The 16,973-nt window shown below is 59.9% G+C and carries 11 protein-coding genes, 2 rRNA genes and 1 pseudogene; 7 read left to right on the top strand and 7 right to left on the bottom strand.

What is annotated here, in order from left to right; genetic code table 11:
- Positions 1-1,809, top strand: a 23S ribosomal RNA gene (locus tag K6U75_10545); the annotation flags it as partial.
- A 63-nt stretch (positions 1,810-1,872) separates the two neighbouring features.
- Positions 1,873-1,989, top strand: a 5S ribosomal RNA gene (rrf, locus tag K6U75_10550).
- A gap of 120 nt (positions 1,990-2,109) precedes the next feature.
- Here rrf and purB read toward each other — a convergent pair.
- A complete protein-coding gene (gene purB, locus K6U75_10555) occupies positions 2,110-3,402 on the bottom strand; it encodes an adenylosuccinate lyase (protein MCL6475477.1) in 1,293 nt (430 codons plus the stop codon).
- A gap of 112 nt (positions 3,403-3,514) precedes the next feature.
- Here purB and K6U75_10560 point away from each other — a divergent pair, with 112 nt between their 5' ends.
- The 3 genes from K6U75_10560 (at position 3,515) to K6U75_10570 (ending at position 9,899) form a co-directional block, all read left to right on the top strand.
- Positions 3,515-4,525 (top strand): LacI family transcriptional regulator, encoded by a 1,011-nt coding sequence (locus K6U75_10560; protein ID MCL6475478.1) that lies wholly within the window; start codon positions 3,515-3,517, stop codon positions 4,523-4,525.
- A gap of 3 nt (positions 4,526-4,528) precedes the next feature.
- Complete coding sequence (locus K6U75_10565) at positions 4,529-6,646, top strand: alpha amylase N-terminal ig-like domain-containing protein (GenBank protein ID MCL6475479.1); 2,118 nt, start codon at positions 4,529-4,531, stop codon at positions 6,644-6,646.
- A gap of 76 nt (positions 6,647-6,722) precedes the next feature.
- Positions 6,723-9,899, top strand: coding sequence for a GNAT family N-acetyltransferase (locus K6U75_10570; protein ID MCL6475480.1), 3,177 nt, complete (start codon positions 6,723-6,725; stop codon positions 9,897-9,899).
- On the opposite strand, the gene K6U75_10575 is transcribed toward K6U75_10570, so the two are convergent.
- From K6U75_10575 to K6U75_10585, 3 genes and pseudogenes are all read right to left on the bottom strand, one after another.
- Positions 9,860-10,933, bottom strand: coding sequence for a LacI family transcriptional regulator (locus tag K6U75_10575; GenBank protein ID MCL6475481.1), 1,074 nt, complete (start codon positions 10,931-10,933; stop codon positions 9,860-9,862). The genes K6U75_10570 and K6U75_10575 overlap by 40 nt on opposite strands.
- A gap of 62 nt (positions 10,934-10,995) precedes the next feature.
- Positions 10,996-11,244, bottom strand: coding sequence for a hypothetical protein (locus K6U75_10580; GenBank protein MCL6475482.1), 249 nt, complete (start codon positions 11,242-11,244; stop codon positions 10,996-10,998).
- A gap of 778 nt (positions 11,245-12,022) precedes the next feature.
- Positions 12,023-12,205 (bottom strand): annotated as a pseudogene (locus tag K6U75_10585) (DUF1559 domain-containing protein).
- A gap of 444 nt (positions 12,206-12,649) precedes the next feature.
- On the opposite strand from K6U75_10585, the gene K6U75_10590 reads away from it, so the two are divergent.
- Positions 12,650-13,171, top strand: a complete 522-nt coding sequence (locus K6U75_10590; GenBank protein MCL6475483.1) for an AMMECR1 family protein — start codon at positions 12,650-12,652, stop codon at positions 13,169-13,171.
- Between the two features lie 2 nt (positions 13,172-13,173).
- Here K6U75_10590 and K6U75_10595 read toward each other — a convergent pair whose 3' ends face one another.
- The 3 genes from K6U75_10595 to K6U75_10605 all read right to left on the bottom strand — a co-directional run bounded on the left by K6U75_10595 (position 13,174) and on the right by K6U75_10605 (position 15,325).
- Entirely contained in the window at positions 13,174-14,085 is a 912-nt protein-coding gene (locus tag K6U75_10595; protein ID MCL6475484.1) for a DUF1385 domain-containing protein, read from the bottom strand.
- A 30-nt stretch (positions 14,086-14,115) separates the two neighbouring features.
- A complete protein-coding gene (gene rpmE / locus K6U75_10600) occupies positions 14,116-14,319 on the bottom strand; it encodes a 50S ribosomal protein L31 (GenBank protein MCL6475485.1) in 204 nt (67 codons plus the stop codon).
- Between the two features lie 274 nt (positions 14,320-14,593).
- Complete coding sequence (locus K6U75_10605; protein ID MCL6475486.1) at positions 14,594-15,325, bottom strand: DUF1559 domain-containing protein; 732 nt, start codon at positions 15,323-15,325, stop codon at positions 14,594-14,596.
- 246 nt (positions 15,326-15,571) lie between these two features.
- On the opposite strand from K6U75_10605, the gene K6U75_10610 reads away from it, so the two are divergent.
- Positions 15,572-16,726: an alpha/beta hydrolase family protein gene (locus tag K6U75_10610; GenBank protein ID MCL6475487.1), complete on the top strand. Its 1,155-nt coding sequence runs from the start codon at positions 15,572-15,574 to the stop codon at positions 16,724-16,726.
- The last annotated feature ends 247 nt before the right edge of the window (positions 16,727-16,973 follow it).

Raw genomic sequence — 16,973 nt, forward strand, 5'->3', positions numbered from 1 at the left:
GCCAGGAGGTTGGCTTGGAGGCAGCCATCCTTTAAAAAGTGCGTAACAGCTTACTGGCCGAATGTGATCCTGCGCGGACAATGTAAGGGGGCTTAAGCCGTGTCCCGAAGCCGTGGGTGCTTCCGATATTTTCGGGGGCGCGGTAGGGGAGCGTCCGGTGTGCCGTGAAGGCAGACCGTGAGGACTGCTGGAGCGCACTGGAGTGCGAATGCAGGCATAAGTAGCGAGAACACGGGTGAGAATCCCGTGCGCCGAAAGCCTAAGGTTTCCCCCGCAACGCTCGTCGTCGGGGGGTTAGGCGAGACCTAAGGTGAGGCCGGAAGGCGTAGCCGATGGGAAGACGGTTGATATTCCGTCCCCGGATGAAGGGAGACCAAGGGGGACGCTTCTTGAAGTTCCATCCCACACCGTTGGTTGTTGTGGGCGCTTAGAGTGCGTGGCGCGGCGAAAACGCGCAGGATCGCGCTTTAGGCGGGAAGGGATCGCTTCGGCGTGAACGAACTGGAACGGAGGGGAGCCGAGAAAAGCCCTGACGGTCGTTGAACTTCATCCGCTCGTACCGCAAACCGCCACAGGTAGGCGAGTAGAGGATACTCAGGCGCGCGAGAGAACTCCCGCCAAGGAACTAGGCAAACGGGCCCCGTAACTTCGGGACAAGGGGCGCCTTGGTGATGAGCCGAGGCCGCAGCGAAGCACCCCAGGCGACTGTTTACCAAAAACACAGGTCTCTGCTAAGGCGAAAGCCGATGTATAGGGGCTGACGCGTGCCCAATGCCCGTAGGTTAACAGGAGGGGTCAGGGGGCAACCCCGAAGCCCCAAATGGAAGCCCGGGTGAATGGCGGCCGTAACTCTAACGGTCCTAAGGTAGCGAAATGCCTTGTCGGCTAAATACCGACCCGCATGAAACGCGTAACGACTTGGGGACTGTCTCGGCGAGATGCTCGGTGAAATTGTAGTACCTGTGAAGATGCAGGTTACGCGCAGTAGGACGGAAAGACCCCGTGGAGCTTTACTACACCTTGTGATGGCGTTTTGGGTTGTCTTGTAGAGCGTAGGTGGGAGCTTCGGCGCCCATGGAACACCACCCTGGACCATCTGAAACGCTAACCCGAACCGTCATCCGGTTCGGAGACAGTCACAGGCGGGTAGTTTGACTGGGGCGGTCGCCTCCTAAAAGGTAACGGAGGCGTCCAAAGGTTCCCTCAGTGTGGTTGGAAATCACACGGAGAGCATAAGGGTAGAGAGGGAGCTTAACTGTGAGAGAGACTTCTCGAGCAGATGCGAAAGCAGGGCCTAGTGACCCTCTGGCGCTGAGTGGAAGGGCCAGGGTTCATCGGATAAAAGCTACCCCGGGGATAACAGGCTTATCTTGCCCAAGCGCTCACAGCGACGGCAAGGTTTGGCACCTCGATGTCGGCTCGTCGCATCCTGGGGCTGGATTAGGTCCCAAGGGTTAGGCTGTTCGCCTATTAAAGCGGTACGCGAGCTGGGTTCAGAACGTCGTGAGACAGTTCGGTCCCTATCCGCGGTGGGCGCAGGAGGTCTGAGGGGGGCTGTCCCTAGTACGAGAGGACCGGGACGGACCGACCTCTGGTGTACCAGTTGTCCCGCCAGGGGCAGACGCTGGGTAGCTATGTCGGGTCGTGATAAGCGCTGAAAGCATCTAAGTGCGAAGCACGCCCCAAGATGAGACCTCCCACGGGGTAACCCGGTAAGGACCCCGGAAGATAACCGGGTGGATAGGCCGCAGGTGTAAGCACGGTAACGTGTTCAGCCTAGCGGTACTAATAGTCCGAGGGCTTGACCATATTCACGCTTTGCCCGTGATGCCAACCCCTGTGCAGCTCTCCAGTGGCTCACACCAGATGTTTCCTGGTGACCATGGCGGAGGGGAAACACCCGTTCCCATCCCGAACACGGCCGTTAAGCCCTCCAGCGCCGATGGTACTGGCGGGGCAACCCGCTGGGAGAGTAGGACGTCGCCAGGAGCTAATGAAGCCCCCTGACCGAACGGTCAGGGGGCTTTTCCGTTTAGCCGGGACGTTCTGTGATGGCAAAAGAAGCACGGCAACCGACCATGGCCAATGGATCCTCCACACACCGACCGTCTATTCCAGCCCCAGACGCTGGAAGGTAACATCCAGGTGACGCAGGTGGTGCTGCAGGTCAAAGCAACGGTCAATCTCCTCTTCGCTCAGCACCCGGCGCACCTCCTCGTCCTGTTTCAGGCTCTGCTGGAAGTCTACACCCTCCCACGCCTTCGCGGCGTTGCGTTGCACCAGTTTGTACGCCTGTTCCCGCGACAGTCCCTTGCTGACCAGCGCCAGCATCACATGCTCACTGAACACCAGCCCGCCGAACTTCTCCATGTTGCGTTTCATGTTCTCGGGGAAAACCGCCAGATGTTCCAGAATATCGGTCAACTTCCACATCATCCAGTCCACCAGAATGCTGGCATCGGGCAGAATGATGCGCTCCACGCTGGAGTTGGACAGGTCGCGCTCGTGCCAGGTGGCGATGTTTTCCAGTGCGGGGATGAGATATCCGCGCACCACCCGCGCCAGCCCCGACACGGTTTCGCAGTTCCAGGGATTGCGTTTGTGCGGCATGGCGGACGAACCGGTCTGCCCCGGCGCGAAGTACTCCTGCACCTCCAGGATTTCGGTGCGCTGCAGGTTGCGCAGCTCGGTGGCGAACCGTTCCAGCGAGGCGGCGAGGATGCCGAGCGTACTGAGATAGGTGGCGTGCACATCGCGGGAGATAATCTGCGTGGAAGCGGGCGCAGGCTTCAGCCCCAGTTTCGCGCAAACGTATTCCTCTACGCGCGGGTCCACATTGGCGTGGATGCCTACCGCTCCCGACACCTTGCCCATGCTCACCATCTCACGGGCGAAGTGCAGCCGTTGCAGATTGCGCTGCATCTCGTCATACCAGCCCGCCAGTTTGAAACCGAAGGTGATGGGTTCGGCATGGATGCCGTGCGTGCGCCCAATCATTGGAGTATATTTGTGTTCTTTAGCGAGACGGGCAATCACCTCCGCGAGACGGCGGGCGCGCGCCAGCAGCTGGTCGCACGAATCGCGAAGCAGCAACGCCAGTGCAGTATCCACCACGTCGTACGAGGTGATGCCGTAATGCACGTAGCGCCCTTCGGGTCCGATGTTCTCTTCCACATTGCGCACAAACGCCATCACATCGTGGCGGGTCTCCTTCTCCAGTTCTGCCATGCGTTGCAGGTCAAAACGGGCACGCTCGCGGATGGTCTGCGCCGCCTCGCGGGGGATGTAGCCGTACTCCGCCAGCCCGTCGCAGACCGCCAGCTCGACCTCCAGCCATTTCTGTGTGCGGTGCTCGATGTCCCAGATACTCGCCATTTCGGGGCGGGTATAGCGTTCGATCATGCCAGTTCCTCCGCGCTGCTGATAACAGGAATATTATACCGATAGCAAGCCTTGACATGCTGCCCTGACCTGGATATACTGTTTAGCGGAATACGTATTCCAATCCTGAACGATGCCGGAACTGACGCAAAACCAGATAGCCCGGCTCTCGCGGGTGTCGCAGGCGACCGTCTCGCGGGTGCTGCGTGGAGACCCGCGCGTCAACGAGGAATTGCGCCAGCGGGTGCTGGCGGTCATCGAGAAGCACGGCTACGTGCCCGATGCCCGCGCACAGTCGCTCCGTTCCCAGCGCAGCGGCATTCTGGGGCTGGTCGTGCACCGCTCGCCCCGACGGCTTGCTGGTGACCCCTTCTTCAGCGCACTGATTGCCGCGCTCATCGAATTCGGTGGCAAAGCGGGCTATCATCTCTGCGTCGACGCCGCCCGCGCCATCCAGTCCCGACGCGCCATTTACGAGGAACTGCTTCGGACGCGGCGAGTGGACGGGCTCATCCTCGTGGAACCCCAGACGCAGGACGAACGCATGCCCCGTCTGTTGCAGGAGGGCTTCCCCTTCGTGCTTATCGGTCGCTACGAACCCACCGACGCCGTCTACTCGGTGGATAACGACAACGTGGGAGCGGGGCGGATGGCGACGGAGCACCTCATCCGCAAAGGGCATGAGCGGATTGCCCACATCAGCGGACCTCGCGGGATATTCGTCTGTGAAGACCGCCATGCGGGATACCGTTGCACGCTGGAAGAGGCTGGGTTGAAGTACTCTCCTGACCTGGTGGTGTGGGGCGATTTCTCCGAGGAGCATGGCTACCGTGCCATGAGCCGACTGCTGAGCCTTCCCAACCCTCCGACGGCGGTGGTGGCGGTAGATGACCTGGTCGCCATCGGTGCGCTGCGGGCAGCGAAGGAACGAGGCGTGTGCATCCCGCAGCAGCTGGCAATCATCGGCTTTAACGATTCGCCATTCTGCCAGTACGTGGATCCCCCACTCAGCTCGGTGGCGGTGGATATCCGCGCCCTCGCGCAGATGGCGACCGATGTGCTGGTCAAGTTGGTTGAAGGACGGGAAGTGCCTCAGCGCCGCTACATCGTGCCCTGTCATCTGGTGGAAAGGCAGACCACGTAGAAGATGAAAAGCAGATACCGCCTTCTCGCCACCCTGTTCTGGTTGCTGATTGTTTCCTGTGTATGGGCACAGGAAGGAATCCCCGTCACCTTCCGCCTGAAGCTGGAGCAGCCCGCGCAAATCGTCTATCTGGCAGGCACGTTCAACGACTGGCAGTTCCAGCGTAACCCCATGCGCAGCGACGATGGCAAACTGTGGACGCTCACCCTGCACCTGATGCCCGGCGTCTACCAGTACAAATTCGTGGTCAACGGCACTGACTGGCGCACCGACCCCAACGCCACCCAAAATGTGGACGACGGCATGGGCAACATCAATTCGTTGCTCATCGTCGAGGGTAGGGTGGTCAATCCGCCCGCTCTCCTGGGAGACGGCAACGTGACGCGCTCTGCGCTGCGACATCAGCCGACGGAACTGCTTTACCTGCACGCAGATGGGGCGAACGCCATAATCACCTTGCGCACGCGCCGCAATGACGTGCAGAAGGTGCAGATAACCCTGCGGGAAGGCAAGCGCTTCGTCACCCGGCAGATGCCCCGCGTGGCGCGAGATACGCTGTTCGAGTATTATCGGCTCGGTGTGCCTATGCGCCCGGCGGAGTATCTGTTCTGGGTGCAGGACGGCGCGCGTCGGGTTTGGCTGTCTCCCGAAGGGGCGACCGACCGCAAGCCTGCCCGGTGGTTTCTGCTCCAGCCGAATCGCGTGCCCCGTGTGCAGGTGCCAGCGTGGACGGCGGATGCTATCTTCTATCAGATTGTGCCTGACCGCTTCCTGAACGCCGACCCGTCCAACGACCCCGACCCCACCCGGCCGCTGGACGAGACGGGACGCACGGACGAGTTTTTCGGTGGTGACCTGTGGGGCATCGTGCAAAAGGTAGACTATCTGCACGCGCTGGGCGTGACCGCGCTGTATCTCACGCCTGTGTTTACCTCCGTGACCCACCACAAATACGACACCGACGACTACACCCGGGTAGACCCCCACCTTGGCGGCGATGAAGCGTTCCTCGCCCTCTCGCGTGAACTGAAACGACGGGGAATGCGTTTGGTGCTGGATGGAGTGTTCAATCATGTGGGCGTGTTCTTCTTCGCCTTTCGGGACCTGCTGGAGAAGCAGGAAGCGTCTCCCTACTGCGACTGGTTCACGGTGCACCGTTTTCCAGTGAGGATTGAGAACCCGCCTCCTTACTCCGCCTGGTGGAACATCCCCTATGTGCCCAAGTTGAACCACGAGAATCCCGCGGTGCGCCGCTATCTGCTGGACATAATTACCGGATGGATGCGACGAGTCCCCTTGGATGGATGGCGGCTGGACGTGGCGAACGAAGTGCCCGACCACTTCTGGCGCGTGTTTCGGCGGGAGGTCAAGCGGGTGCGTCCCGATGCCGTTATCATCGGTGAGATTTGGGGCGACGCCACCCACTGGCTGCGGGGAGACATGTTCGACGCGGTGATGAACTATCCCTGGCGCGGGGTGGTGCTGGACTGGGTGGCATACCGGCGCATTGCGCCGTCCGTGCTGGATGAGAAGCTGCGCCTGCTCGCGATGACCTATCCTCGCGCGGTGACCTGCGGCATGTACAACATGCTGAGCAGCCACGACACACATCGCTTGCGAACCGCGTGCGGCGGTGACTGGCGCACGGTGCGACTGGCATTCCTGCTGCAGATGACCTTGCCCGGCGCACCCGCCATCTACTACGGCGATGAGGTGGGCATGGAAGGCGGCAACATCCCCGATAACCGCCGCCCGATGGACTGGAACCCCTCTGCGGAAGGCAGGGCATTGCGCGATTACGTCGCCGCCCTGATCCGCCTGCGCAAGCAGCTGCCTGCCCTGCGGCGTGGCGAGTGGAACACCCTGCTCACCGATGATAAACAGAACGTGTACGCCTACCTGCGCAGGCAGGGCAAACAGCAGGTGCTGGTGGTTATCAATAACGGAGAGAAGCCAGCCAGCGTTCGACTGCAAGTGCCCACTGAGGTACGCGCTTTTCGCATCGTGCTGCGCTCTGATGAAAGCAAGACATCATCCCATTTTGCGGTGGAGCGCAACGGACGGCTGTCCCTCAGGGTGCCTGCGATGACCGGCTGGGTATTACTGCCTTCCTCTCCTTGACAATCTCCCCGGTAACCGATACACTGCTAAAGGTTTGAATCCACAGGATTTCGCCAGATTGTCCGGAGGCACACAGATGCAATACCTCATCCGTGAATATCGGCGGGATGACCCTGAAGACGCCCGCAAGCTCGCCGAGATGTGGAACGAATCGGACAAAGCCTGGCCCGAGGGCTTCACTCACGGAGTACCTCTCACTGCGAAGCACGTCCAGCATTGGATGGGAAACGCTTCGCGTTTGGCGATATTCGTGGTGGAATATGACGGACGGCTCGTCGGCTATGGCGACCTCTATGCCCAGAAAGGGCAAAAAGAGGTAGCATATATCGACCTTTTGAACGTCTCCCCGGCGCATCAAGGTAAGGGGTTGGGGCGTGACCTCATTCTCACCATCTTGAAGCGTACCGTGGAGCTGGGCTACAAGCAGCTGACTCTGCACACCTGGCCTGGCAACTTGCAGGCGGTGCCGCTCTACAAGAAGACCGGCTTCTTCTGGAAGCCCGATACCAGCGTGTACATGCAAAACTTCATCCCGACTATCCTCACTCTGCCCATCGCTCAGGAGTTCTTTGCCCGACACGACTGGTACAGAACCTTCCGGCGCGACCTGTCGGTGCAACCCGATGACCAGCGATGGAAGGACGTCCCCGTTTATATCTACGAGTGGGAAGCGGACAACGAGGTTTTGCGGGTGGTGATAGACCGCGAGGCGGAAGCGGTAACGGCGGTGGAAACCAACCGGCTGTCGGTCTCGTGTTCCACAGGTTGCGCAAGGCTGGCGGCGGGACTGAGAGCCACAGCACGCTGGGAGATAGAGAACAGACAACCTCACCCGATGACAGTGGGTATCATTGCACGGGGCGAGGAAGGCATCCTGCTGGAGGTACAGGAGGGAGCAGTGATACGGGAGCGTCTGACACTGGAGCGTGAATACCGTCTGCACCCACAGGCTCGCCCCTCTGATGCGAACCGCCCCGCCTCTAAAATCCGCTCCACGCTTCTGCTGGATGGTATGACGATAGAGCTGGGCAGCGGCGTACGCATCTTGCCTGCGATAGACATCCTGTTCAACGGCTGCGGTCTTCGCTTTGGAAAGCCGGAGAGGGTAACGGTCAACCTGCGCAGCTACCTGCCTTTCCCCATCAGGGGGCGAGTACTGCTGGAACAGTTTCCGGGGCTAATCACAGGAACCCCGCAGATGCCTTTTGAGATAGAGGCAGAGAGCTGGAGCGCGGTCACCATGGTGGTAACCCCTTACGAATCCGGCGTTCTCACCCCTCGTTTGCAGGTTATGGTGGAAGAGGCGCTGGACGAGCAGAAGGCGCGGGAAGTCGGTTTTGAAGCACCTCTTCGCTGTCGCCCCAAACAGATTGCCCTGCGAGTGCTGGATACCGGCAAAGTGTTGGGCAGTATCCTGCCCGAATCGAATGAGGCAGTGCTGGAGAACACCACACTGACGGTCAGCATTTCGTTGCAGGGAGGTACACTGCGGGTTCGTCACCGCCTGCTGGACAGGGAGGTGATATGGCAGGATGCAGGTTCGCTCGGACCGCCTTTCGAAGGATGGCAGCAGATACCGAGAACCTTCTCCGCACGCCTGAAGGAGTCTGCCGGGGCGTCGACCCTCGTCATCGAGATGCCGACCGCCGACGATCCCCAGCTGATACTGGAGAAGTGGATTACCCTCACTGCATCGTCGGTGCTGCGGGTGCAGTGGCGAGTGGTCAATATCGGCGAAAAGCCCTTCTCCGGTAAGGTGCGGGTTACGACGGGTGCTCCACGAAGCCGTCGGATAGCCATCCCTCTGAAAGAGGGCATCCTTCACGAACCGATAGAGGGCTGGGGCGAGTTCCCGCTGGGCTATACCGACCTGCCCTTAAGCGAGGCAGAGTACGCTGAGCCGTGGATTGCGTGGGAGGAAGATGGGCGCGCTGTGGGAGTGATATGGGAAGAGTGCCATGAACAGGAGATAAATCCCCAGCAGATATCTCAAGACCTCATGGTGTCGGATGTGCCTCCACAGAATGGCTTCTTCTTGCCTGCCATGTACCTGCTGCCGGAAGCCGGAAGCTGGCAGGACGTACGCCGATGGTGGGGGAGGCTTGCCGAACTGGAGGATGACATACCTTCCGCGCTTCCTGTGGTTCCGCTTACCGAGGTTCGGCTCGAACCTGTACCCCTGCTGTTACTGGAAGATGAGGCACACGTGACACTGAGCGTGTACCACCGGCGACTGAAATCGCTGACCGGCACACTCCGCCTACAGTCGCCGCTGGCTACCTTCCGGAAAGCGCAGTTCGTGCTGGAAAACGTGAATCTGAAGCGTCCCTTCCATGAGCGGATTCAGATGGTGACCATGCTTGCGGGTAACGATGCCTTTGTGGTGCAGGCGGTATTGGATACAGAGACCACCTCGCGCGAGTTCTCTCTTCCGGTGCTGAAAGCGGGCGATTCGCGCTGTGCGTTTTCCGTTCAGCAGGACGGCGAGGTGTACGTCGTGGACAACGGGAAGATGCGTTTGCAGGTCGCGCCGCACTTCGGCGGCTCGCTGGTGTCGCTGGAAGCGGACGGTGCAAACCATCTGCTCAGCGCATACCCCGAGGCGCAACCGTTCCTCTGGTTCAATCCCTGGTTTGGGGGCATCCATCCGGTGTGTGACGAGTTGTGGAGCCGTATCCTGGACGACGCCCTGTTCACAGCGGAGCCGGTGGAAGTCAACGGGGAAAGAGGTTTCGCGTGGAAGGGGGTTCGGGTGGCTACAAAGCCGCGGCACCGCGACTGGCGCTGGTTACGCCTGGAGTGCGAGTACCTGACGTTGCCCGGCAGCAACCTGCTCGCCGTGCGGCTGCGCATATACAACCTCACCACGGCTGAGAGACGCGCCTCGTTTGGCGTGGCAGTCTGGTGTCAACCCTCGGGACAACGTGAAGAGGCTTTGGCGATTTACGAGCGCGGTGGTCAGGAAGCAACACGACGTCGGAGCGACTATTCGGTAGATATCCGCAGCGGCAGATGGGCGGCGGTACAGCATGGTCAAACGGGGGCGACACTGCTGCTGGTACAGCCATCCGACGAAGGATACGTGGAGGTGATGGACTGCGGCAGGCAGGGGGCGCATCTGACGGCGATGGAAGAGTGGCGCATGGAGGCTGAAGAGTGCAAAGAAATGCTTGTCTGGCTGGTGCTGACGCGGAACGGTGAGCGATTGAAAGTCTACCGCGAAGCACTGGAGGCACTGGAGAAGCTACCGTAACTGGGCGGGGGCGGCGCAACCGTCTGGCGCACGACCAGCTCCGCAGGTAGCAGCAGCTTGTGTGAAATGCGTGTGCCCGTCTCGATTTGCTGCAGTAGGAGTTCGGCTGCCTTCAAACCGATATCGAACATGGGCTGCCGAAAGGTGGTCAATGCCGGAGAGATAAAGGCGGACTCTTCGGAGTCGTCAAAGCCGATGAGGGAGATGTCCTCTGGTACCCTCACGCCCAATTCGCGCAATACATGCAGGGCGCCGATAGCCATCTTATCGTTGCCGCACACCACCGCGGTCGGACGTGGGTCAGTGCGTAACAGCTGCACGATGCCCACCTCTCCCGACTCGATACGGTAGTCGCCTTCGAAACGCCATGCCGCGTTGGGTTCGATGCCTGCTTCGCGCAGCGCCATCAGATAGCCCTGCTCGCGCCGTCGTGCGCTCCACTGCCTCATGTCGCCCGTGATGATGCCGATGCGCCGGTGCCCCAGCTCGATCAGCCACCGTACCGCCTGATAGGTCGCCGCGATGTCTTCCACGTCCACGCAGGGCAGCTTCACCGTCGGAGGGATACTCCCTGCCACTACGGTGGGAACGTCGCTCTTCTCCATCAGCCGGAGGACGGGATTGTCTGCGAAAAGGGCGACCAGAACCACCCCGTCCACCGATCCATCCACAATGTAGTCCATCGCCTTCTCGGGGTTGTCTGCGGGTACCCGGACAATCTTCACCTGGTACTCGTGCTCGGTTGCTTTGTGCAGAATGCCGTCCAGTATCAACCCAAAGTAGGCGTTATGGGACACGAAACCGAGGTGTCTTTCCGCCACGACGCCGATAGTGAAGGTGCGCCGGCGGGCTAGGCTGCGCGCGAGGCGGTTGGGGCGGTAGCCCAGCTGCTCCACCACAGCCCACACGCGCTGCGCCGTCTCCTGAGAGTAAAACCCCTGCTTGCCATAAAGCACATTGGAGACGGTAGAAATGGAAACCCCTGCCGCCTCGGCAACCTCTCGAATCGTAGGCGACTTTTTAGCCGTTCTCATGGCTCCTCCTGTTTGTATATTATCGTACCGCAGCCGAAAGCAGCAAGGGTTTCTTCTCTGTGTTAACGCCCGTAGTTTGCTGCAGGAGCCTGCTGCTGGCGGGCGTTATACTCCAGCCACTGCTTGACCTGGGGCGGTACGTTGGGGTTGCTCTGAACTGCTCCAATCTGATGTTCCAGCGCGGTCGCTTTTCGGGCTGCCTCAGGGGTTACCTTGCCTCCCGGCATTTGCCGCAAACTCCACACTGCCACCGCCACAGCCAGCACGACGACTGCCCCAAGCACCAGCAACGCCATTTTCTGTCTGTCCATTGTAGCCTCCATCGAGAAGGGGACAGGCATACGCCTGCCCCCTCTCAGTCACGGATTACCGCCCACTGCGCGGCGCAAAGTAGAATTGGGCATCCGGTTTGTTCTTCACGCAGCCGGCGATAGGCGAACCAGGCATCTCCTGGTTCATGTTGCCCCACGAGTTGGAGCAGGCGTTGTGGCCGGGATACGTCTCGGTGCTGTACATTCGGTTAGACCCCCTCACCGTCTTCACATGCCCGTCGACGAGCGCCACGACAGTGGTGCCGTTGTAGCGGTCCTGTGCTTTGCGCCAGCCGAAGGTAGGACCAAACTCACCCGTGTTATTGGCGGTCTCATCGAACGATTCGTTGAGCAGGATCAACTGAGCTGGCTCGGCGAAGCTCGCCAATCGTCCCGGCTGCGCCAGGTCCTCGCTACAGTTGTACCAGCCCTGCGGGCAACCCCAGTCGTAAGCCCAGAAGACATGCGAGATGGAACCGTTCATAGCATAGGAAAAGATGGGCGCTTGCGGAGTTGTCTTGCAGTTGTTCGGGTCGCCGCCGCAGATATCGGACAGACGCACCCCTGCGCCGTCCACCGACGGAGCGGTTTTGCTCCACGCCGGCGACACGACGATACTGGCGAACTCTCGCCAGTTATCGGGGTGGTAAGGGTCAAACCAGCTGCCATCCGGGTTGCGTCGCTTCTCACCACCGTTCTTGGTGTAGGGATACACCAGTTCCGGCCAGTGCCAGAGACCGCCATCCGGATGCCCCCCTCCTATAGTGGGGCAGAGCGTCTCATCGTAGTCCTGCGCATACATCTGGTGCGCCAACGCCAGCTGCTTCAGGTTACTGATGCTTTTCGCCTTGCGGGCGTTTTCCCGTGCCTGTGCGAACACGGGGAACAGAATCGCCGCCAGTATCGCGATAATCGCGATAACCACCAGCAATTCGATGAGCGTAAAGGCGTGTCGTTTCATGTTTGCACCCTCCCAGCATTTTGAGTTTTGAAGTTTCTTGAGCAGTTACCCGGGCCGACGGCCCATCCACGGGCTGAATAGAACTACATCAGACATGCGATGACTATTCAGCAATCTGGTGTGTCATATCACCTCCCTTACTCAAGCGTTTTATCCATTGTTTAGCCCTTTCTACTCTTTACAGACACGGCTGGAGCAGGGCGAGATGTCTTATGCCGTTATTGACTGCAATAAAAGAGGATAATACTGTCATTCAATTACAACTCAAATGAATAGTTCATGCTTTTTCTGTGGTATCTTAGGTATCTCTTTACTGTGCTATGTAAGTAACGCGTTTTAGTAGTTTCAATATATCATAGCAGTCCGTGTTTGTCAAGGAATTTTTGCCCCCGCGGCGGAAATTTTTCGAAAAATCGCAGAAATGCAGGTTTTGCGGGGTGGAATTTGAGGAGCATTCTGTCCTGGGCAGTTGCCCTGCGTCTGGCACGCGGGGCTCTGGAAGCATCCGTTCGCGGCAAGGCGTACCGCCTGCCTCGCGACCTGCCGGTGGAGCTCACCACGCGACGGGCAGGAGCCTTCATCACTCTGGTTCGTGACGGTCAACTGCGCGCCTGCTGGGGCACTCTCGAACCTCAACACCGCCATCTGGCGGACGAGATTGTGGCGGCGGCGCAGGGCGTGTGCACCCGCGATGTCCGCTTTCCGCCCCTGCGCCCGGACGAGGTGCGCTACCTGAAAATCATCCTGAGTATCGTGGATAGTCCTCCAGAACCCGCCGACCCCACTCGCGTCCGCCCACGTGAGCATGGGGTTCTGGTACGCAACGGCGAGCGCAGTGCGGTGGTGCTTCCACATGAGGGGCGCACAGTACGCAGGATGCTGGCGATTGCGCGACAAAAGGCGGGTATCCGCCATGCAGAACCGATAGAGGTGTATGTCTTCAGGGTGCAGACTTTCAGCGAGTGAGCCTACGCCACTGCAACTGGCTCCTCATTCACCCGTTGCTCCTGTTCCACCACCGCCTGCAGTGCGCGCAGGGCGACCTCGATCTGCGCCTCCTCCGGCTCGCGCGTGGTGATTCGCTGGCTCCACAGCCCGGGCGCCAGCAGCCAGCGCGTCCAGCGCGATTCCTTGTATCTGCCTGCAAACTTAATGACCTCGTAGGCAACACCCGCCACCAGCGGCAACAACGCAATGTGCAACGGGATACGCAACCAGATGGGTGGGCGACCGGTGAGCGAGAACACAAATATCGCCAGAATCAAAACCACCATCACAAAGCTGGTGCCGCAGCGGGGATGGATGCGCGACTGCTGTTTCGCGTTTTCCATCGTGAGGGGCAGACCAGCTTCCAGGGTGTTAATGGCTTTATGCTCCGCACCGTGGTATTGAAACACCCGCCGGATCTCCTTCAGGTTCCCCACCGCCACCACGTATCCGAGAAACAGCGCGATGCGCAGGATGCCGTCCAGCATGTTCAACAATACGGGATTCTTCCACGGCAGCAGCTGGGTGAGGGTGGTCGGTAAGGCTACAAATAGCCCCAGCCCAATCAGAAGCCCCACCACCATAGTGGAGCCGATGGCGAGGTCGTTGATGCGCTTTTGCTGCACGGTTTGCGTCTGCTCTTCGAGCTGGACATCGGCAGAGAAGCGCAGGGCGCGGATGCCCAGCGCCATGGCGTCCAGCAGGGCGAGCGTCCCTCGCAGGAAGGGGCGATTCAACCACTTCAACCGCGCCAGCCACGAATTGGCAAGGTCTTCCAGTTTCACCACGATGTCGCCATTGGGGTGGCGGCACGCTACGGCAAAATAGCGCGGGCTGCGCATCATCACGCCTTCGATGACGGCTTGCCCGCCGTATTGCAGATTCTGGTTCATCGCGCCCTCCCTGTGGGCAGTGGAATCTCGCTAGCCCTGCAGTCCATATTTGCGCAGGAACCGCTCCACGCGCCCGCCGGTATCCACAATCTTCTGCTTACCCGTAAAGAACGGGTGGCACTTCGAGCAGATTTCGACGTGAATCTCCTCCTTGAGCGAGCGGGTGGTAAAGGTGTTCCCGCAGGCGCAGGTTACCGTCGCGATTTTGTATTCTGGATGGATGCCTTGCTTCATCCTGAGTATCCCTCCCTTATTATCGGCAAGCTGACCACTCGCAGATTATACCACAGCGGGCTAAGGAAACTCAAAGAGAGAAGAAGGAGGCATCTCCTATGTTGCAGGGAGGGCGAACCTCCGGGAGAGCCGACATCCTCTCAGGCCGGGAGGTATATGACGGCTCGACAGGAGCCTCGCCTTCCACCTGGTACTTGACATCGCACACGCTACGTGGGACAACCACAACGTTTCCCGTGACCGGGCGTGGAGACCTGCACGACCCCCTGAACCCTTACTGCGGACAGTTTGGATGCCAGAAGTCCCCACCGGGAATGGGGTAGCGACGGATAAGCTCAACGCCAGAGTAGGGTTCGCCACACGGGTTCGACAGCCATGTGCCCTGACTCAGCCACTTGGCGTGACCGTCAAAGAACATCGCGTTACACCCACCCGAATGCCGACGCATTGCCAGCACGGGCTGTCCATAGCCGGGCTTGTCATACAGGTTCTTGGGGGGCTCGTACCACGAGTCGTCAAACGGGTCGCCCTTCTCGGTGACAATCACGATGTCCGCCGGGTTGTCGATGGCTGCTTGAGGCAAACACTCCCCGGCGCGGTTTGCCACGTAGGAGCGCGGCACGTAGGGCTTACCGTCCTGCCCGTTCTCCAAAATATGCGGGACTCTGCCTGCGTCGGAAGGGCACACCAGTAACGCTCCGCCCATGCGCGTGTAAGGCAAAATCTGGTTCCACCAGCGGTTCTCGCGCGTTGCGCCCAGCGGGGCGGCGGGATAGCACCTGCTCAGCCGACTGTTATGCCCGAAGAAGAAACTCAGCCCATCCGAATCTTCCATGTACATGGTCAGCGCGATGCCCAGCTGGCGCATGTTGGAGAGGCAGCTGGCTTGCCGTGCCTTCTCTCGCGCCTGCGAGAAAACGGGGAACAGAATCGCTGCGAGGATAGCGAGAATGGCAATCACCACTAGAAGTTCAATGAGAGTGAACGCTTTTGTCATCAAACGCACCGTTTTCCTCCTCCATACTGCGTCGCGAGTATTGTATCATAATGTCAAGCGTAGAAAAGGCGCACAAAAATCTACTTTCGACGGTCTCGATTGTTAAGAAGAGGTTGTCACCCATTGTCTGGGTCAAGCAACGCCCGGCTGAGCCGTTTATCTCTTCGCGCTCCAATGGAGGATGACTGTCCACATCAGCCGAAACACTGAATACATCGCGTTCCAATGCACGTGAAAAACCGAAGGAGGGTGGTCATGGCACGCACTTATCAGCATCTGGGTGTCTACAGCGACTGGTTCGACGCCGCGAATAAGGCACACAAGCTGTATCCTGTCCCCCCACCGGGCAAAGAGACGCAGGAGCGGCTGCGAGAGATGCTGGGTTTTCACTTCGAGGAGGAACGTCCGCGCGCGGTGAAGGTGGAGCGCCGCTGGGAGCGCGATGGACTGCTGGGTGAGGAGGTCTCCTGGTCGGTGGGATATGGTCCGCGCACGGTGGCTTGGGTACTGAAACCCGAAGGGGCGAAGGAGCCGTTGCCAGGCGTGCTTGCCCTGCATGACCACGGCGGCTTCAAGTATTACGGTAAGGAGAAAATCGCTGACGGCCCCGACGAGACGCACCTCATGCTGCAACCGTTCCGTGAGGAGTACTACGGAGGGCGGGCTTTTGCCAACGCGCTGGCAAAAGAGGGCTTCGTGGTGCTGGTGTCCGACACCTTCCTGTGGGGCAGCCGAAAGTTTCCGCTGGAGACCATCGCTGAAACCGATGCCAATGCCCGTGAGTTGCTGTCCAGCTGGGACGAAGAGAACCCAACGGCGGAGATGATTGCCCGTTACAACAGCATTGCGGCGCAGCACGAGCATCTCGTCGAGAAGTACTGCCACCTGCTGGGTACCACGCTGGCGGGTGTGGTGAGCTACGAAGACCGCGTGGCGGTGAACTACCTGCGTTCGCGCAAAGACGTGCAGTCGGACGCTATCGGCTGCATTGGGCTATCGGGAGGAGGGGCGCGCTCCGCCCTGCTGCAGGCGACGTGCGAATATATCCGCGCCGCGGTCATCGTGGGCATGATGAACACCTTCGAACAGACGCTCGACCACAACGTGGTGACCCACACCTGGATGGTGCTGCCTTGGGGCTGGGCACGTTACGGCGACTGGTCAGACATTGCCGCCTGCCGTGCACCGTCGCCGCTGATGGTGCAGTATGATATCGACGACTCCCTGTTTACCCCTGAGGGCATGCGTGCGGCAGACCGCCGAATCCGCGCACATTACCGCCGCGTGGGCGCACCGAAAAACTACGTGGGCGAGTTCTACCCGGGCGGGCACAAGTTCGACTTGGAGATGCAAGCCAGCGCGTTTGCCTGGCTCAAGAAGCAGCTGGGATCAGTCAGCGTCAGCAGCTGAAGCCGCGCCCCTGCAAACGGCACCCTGCTCTGGCAGGCTGGCTTTTGTGGAGAAGAACGGCTTTAACTGCTGACGGTGTTCGAAATTGGTGGTTGGAGGGATAGATAACCTAACCCCCTTGCCCCCTTCCCTGCGAAAGGAAAGGGAAAGCCCCTCTCCGCGTAGGAGATGGGACGGGTGGGACAGACAACAGTTGGCAAGTGGGCGCATCCTTCTCTACGTCCGCGTGGAGCCAGTGTCATCACCG

Source organism: Bacillota bacterium (assembly GCA_023511455.1).
Taxonomy (GTDB): Bacteria; Armatimonadota; HRBIN16; order HRBIN16; family HRBIN16; genus HRBIN16.

Coding starts and splice junctions, on each gene's coding strand:
- purB (MCL6475477.1), bottom strand. CDS start 3,402: ATGATCGAACGCTATACCCGCCCCGAAATGGCGAGTATCTGGGACATC.
- K6U75_10560 (MCL6475478.1), top strand. CDS start 3,515: ATGCCGGAACTGACGCAAAACCAGATAGCCCGGCTCTCGCGGGTGTCG.
- K6U75_10565 (MCL6475479.1), top strand. CDS start 4,529: ATGAAAAGCAGATACCGCCTTCTCGCCACCCTGTTCTGGTTGCTGATT.
- K6U75_10570 (MCL6475480.1), top strand. CDS start 6,723: ATGCAATACCTCATCCGTGAATATCGGCGGGATGACCCTGAAGACGCC.
- K6U75_10575 (MCL6475481.1), bottom strand. CDS start 10,933: ATGAGAACGGCTAAAAAGTCGCCTACGATTCGAGAGGTTGCCGAGGCG.
- K6U75_10580 (MCL6475482.1), bottom strand. CDS start 11,244: ATGGACAGACAGAAAATGGCGTTGCTGGTGCTTGGGGCAGTCGTCGTG.
- K6U75_10595 (MCL6475484.1), bottom strand. CDS start 14,085: ATGAACCAGAATCTGCAATACGGCGGGCAAGCCGTCATCGAAGGCGTG.
- rpmE (MCL6475485.1), bottom strand. CDS start 14,319: ATGAAGCAAGGCATCCATCCAGAATACAAAATCGCGACGGTAACCTGC.
- K6U75_10610 (MCL6475487.1), top strand. CDS start 15,572: ATGGCACGCACTTATCAGCATCTGGGTGTCTACAGCGACTGGTTCGAC.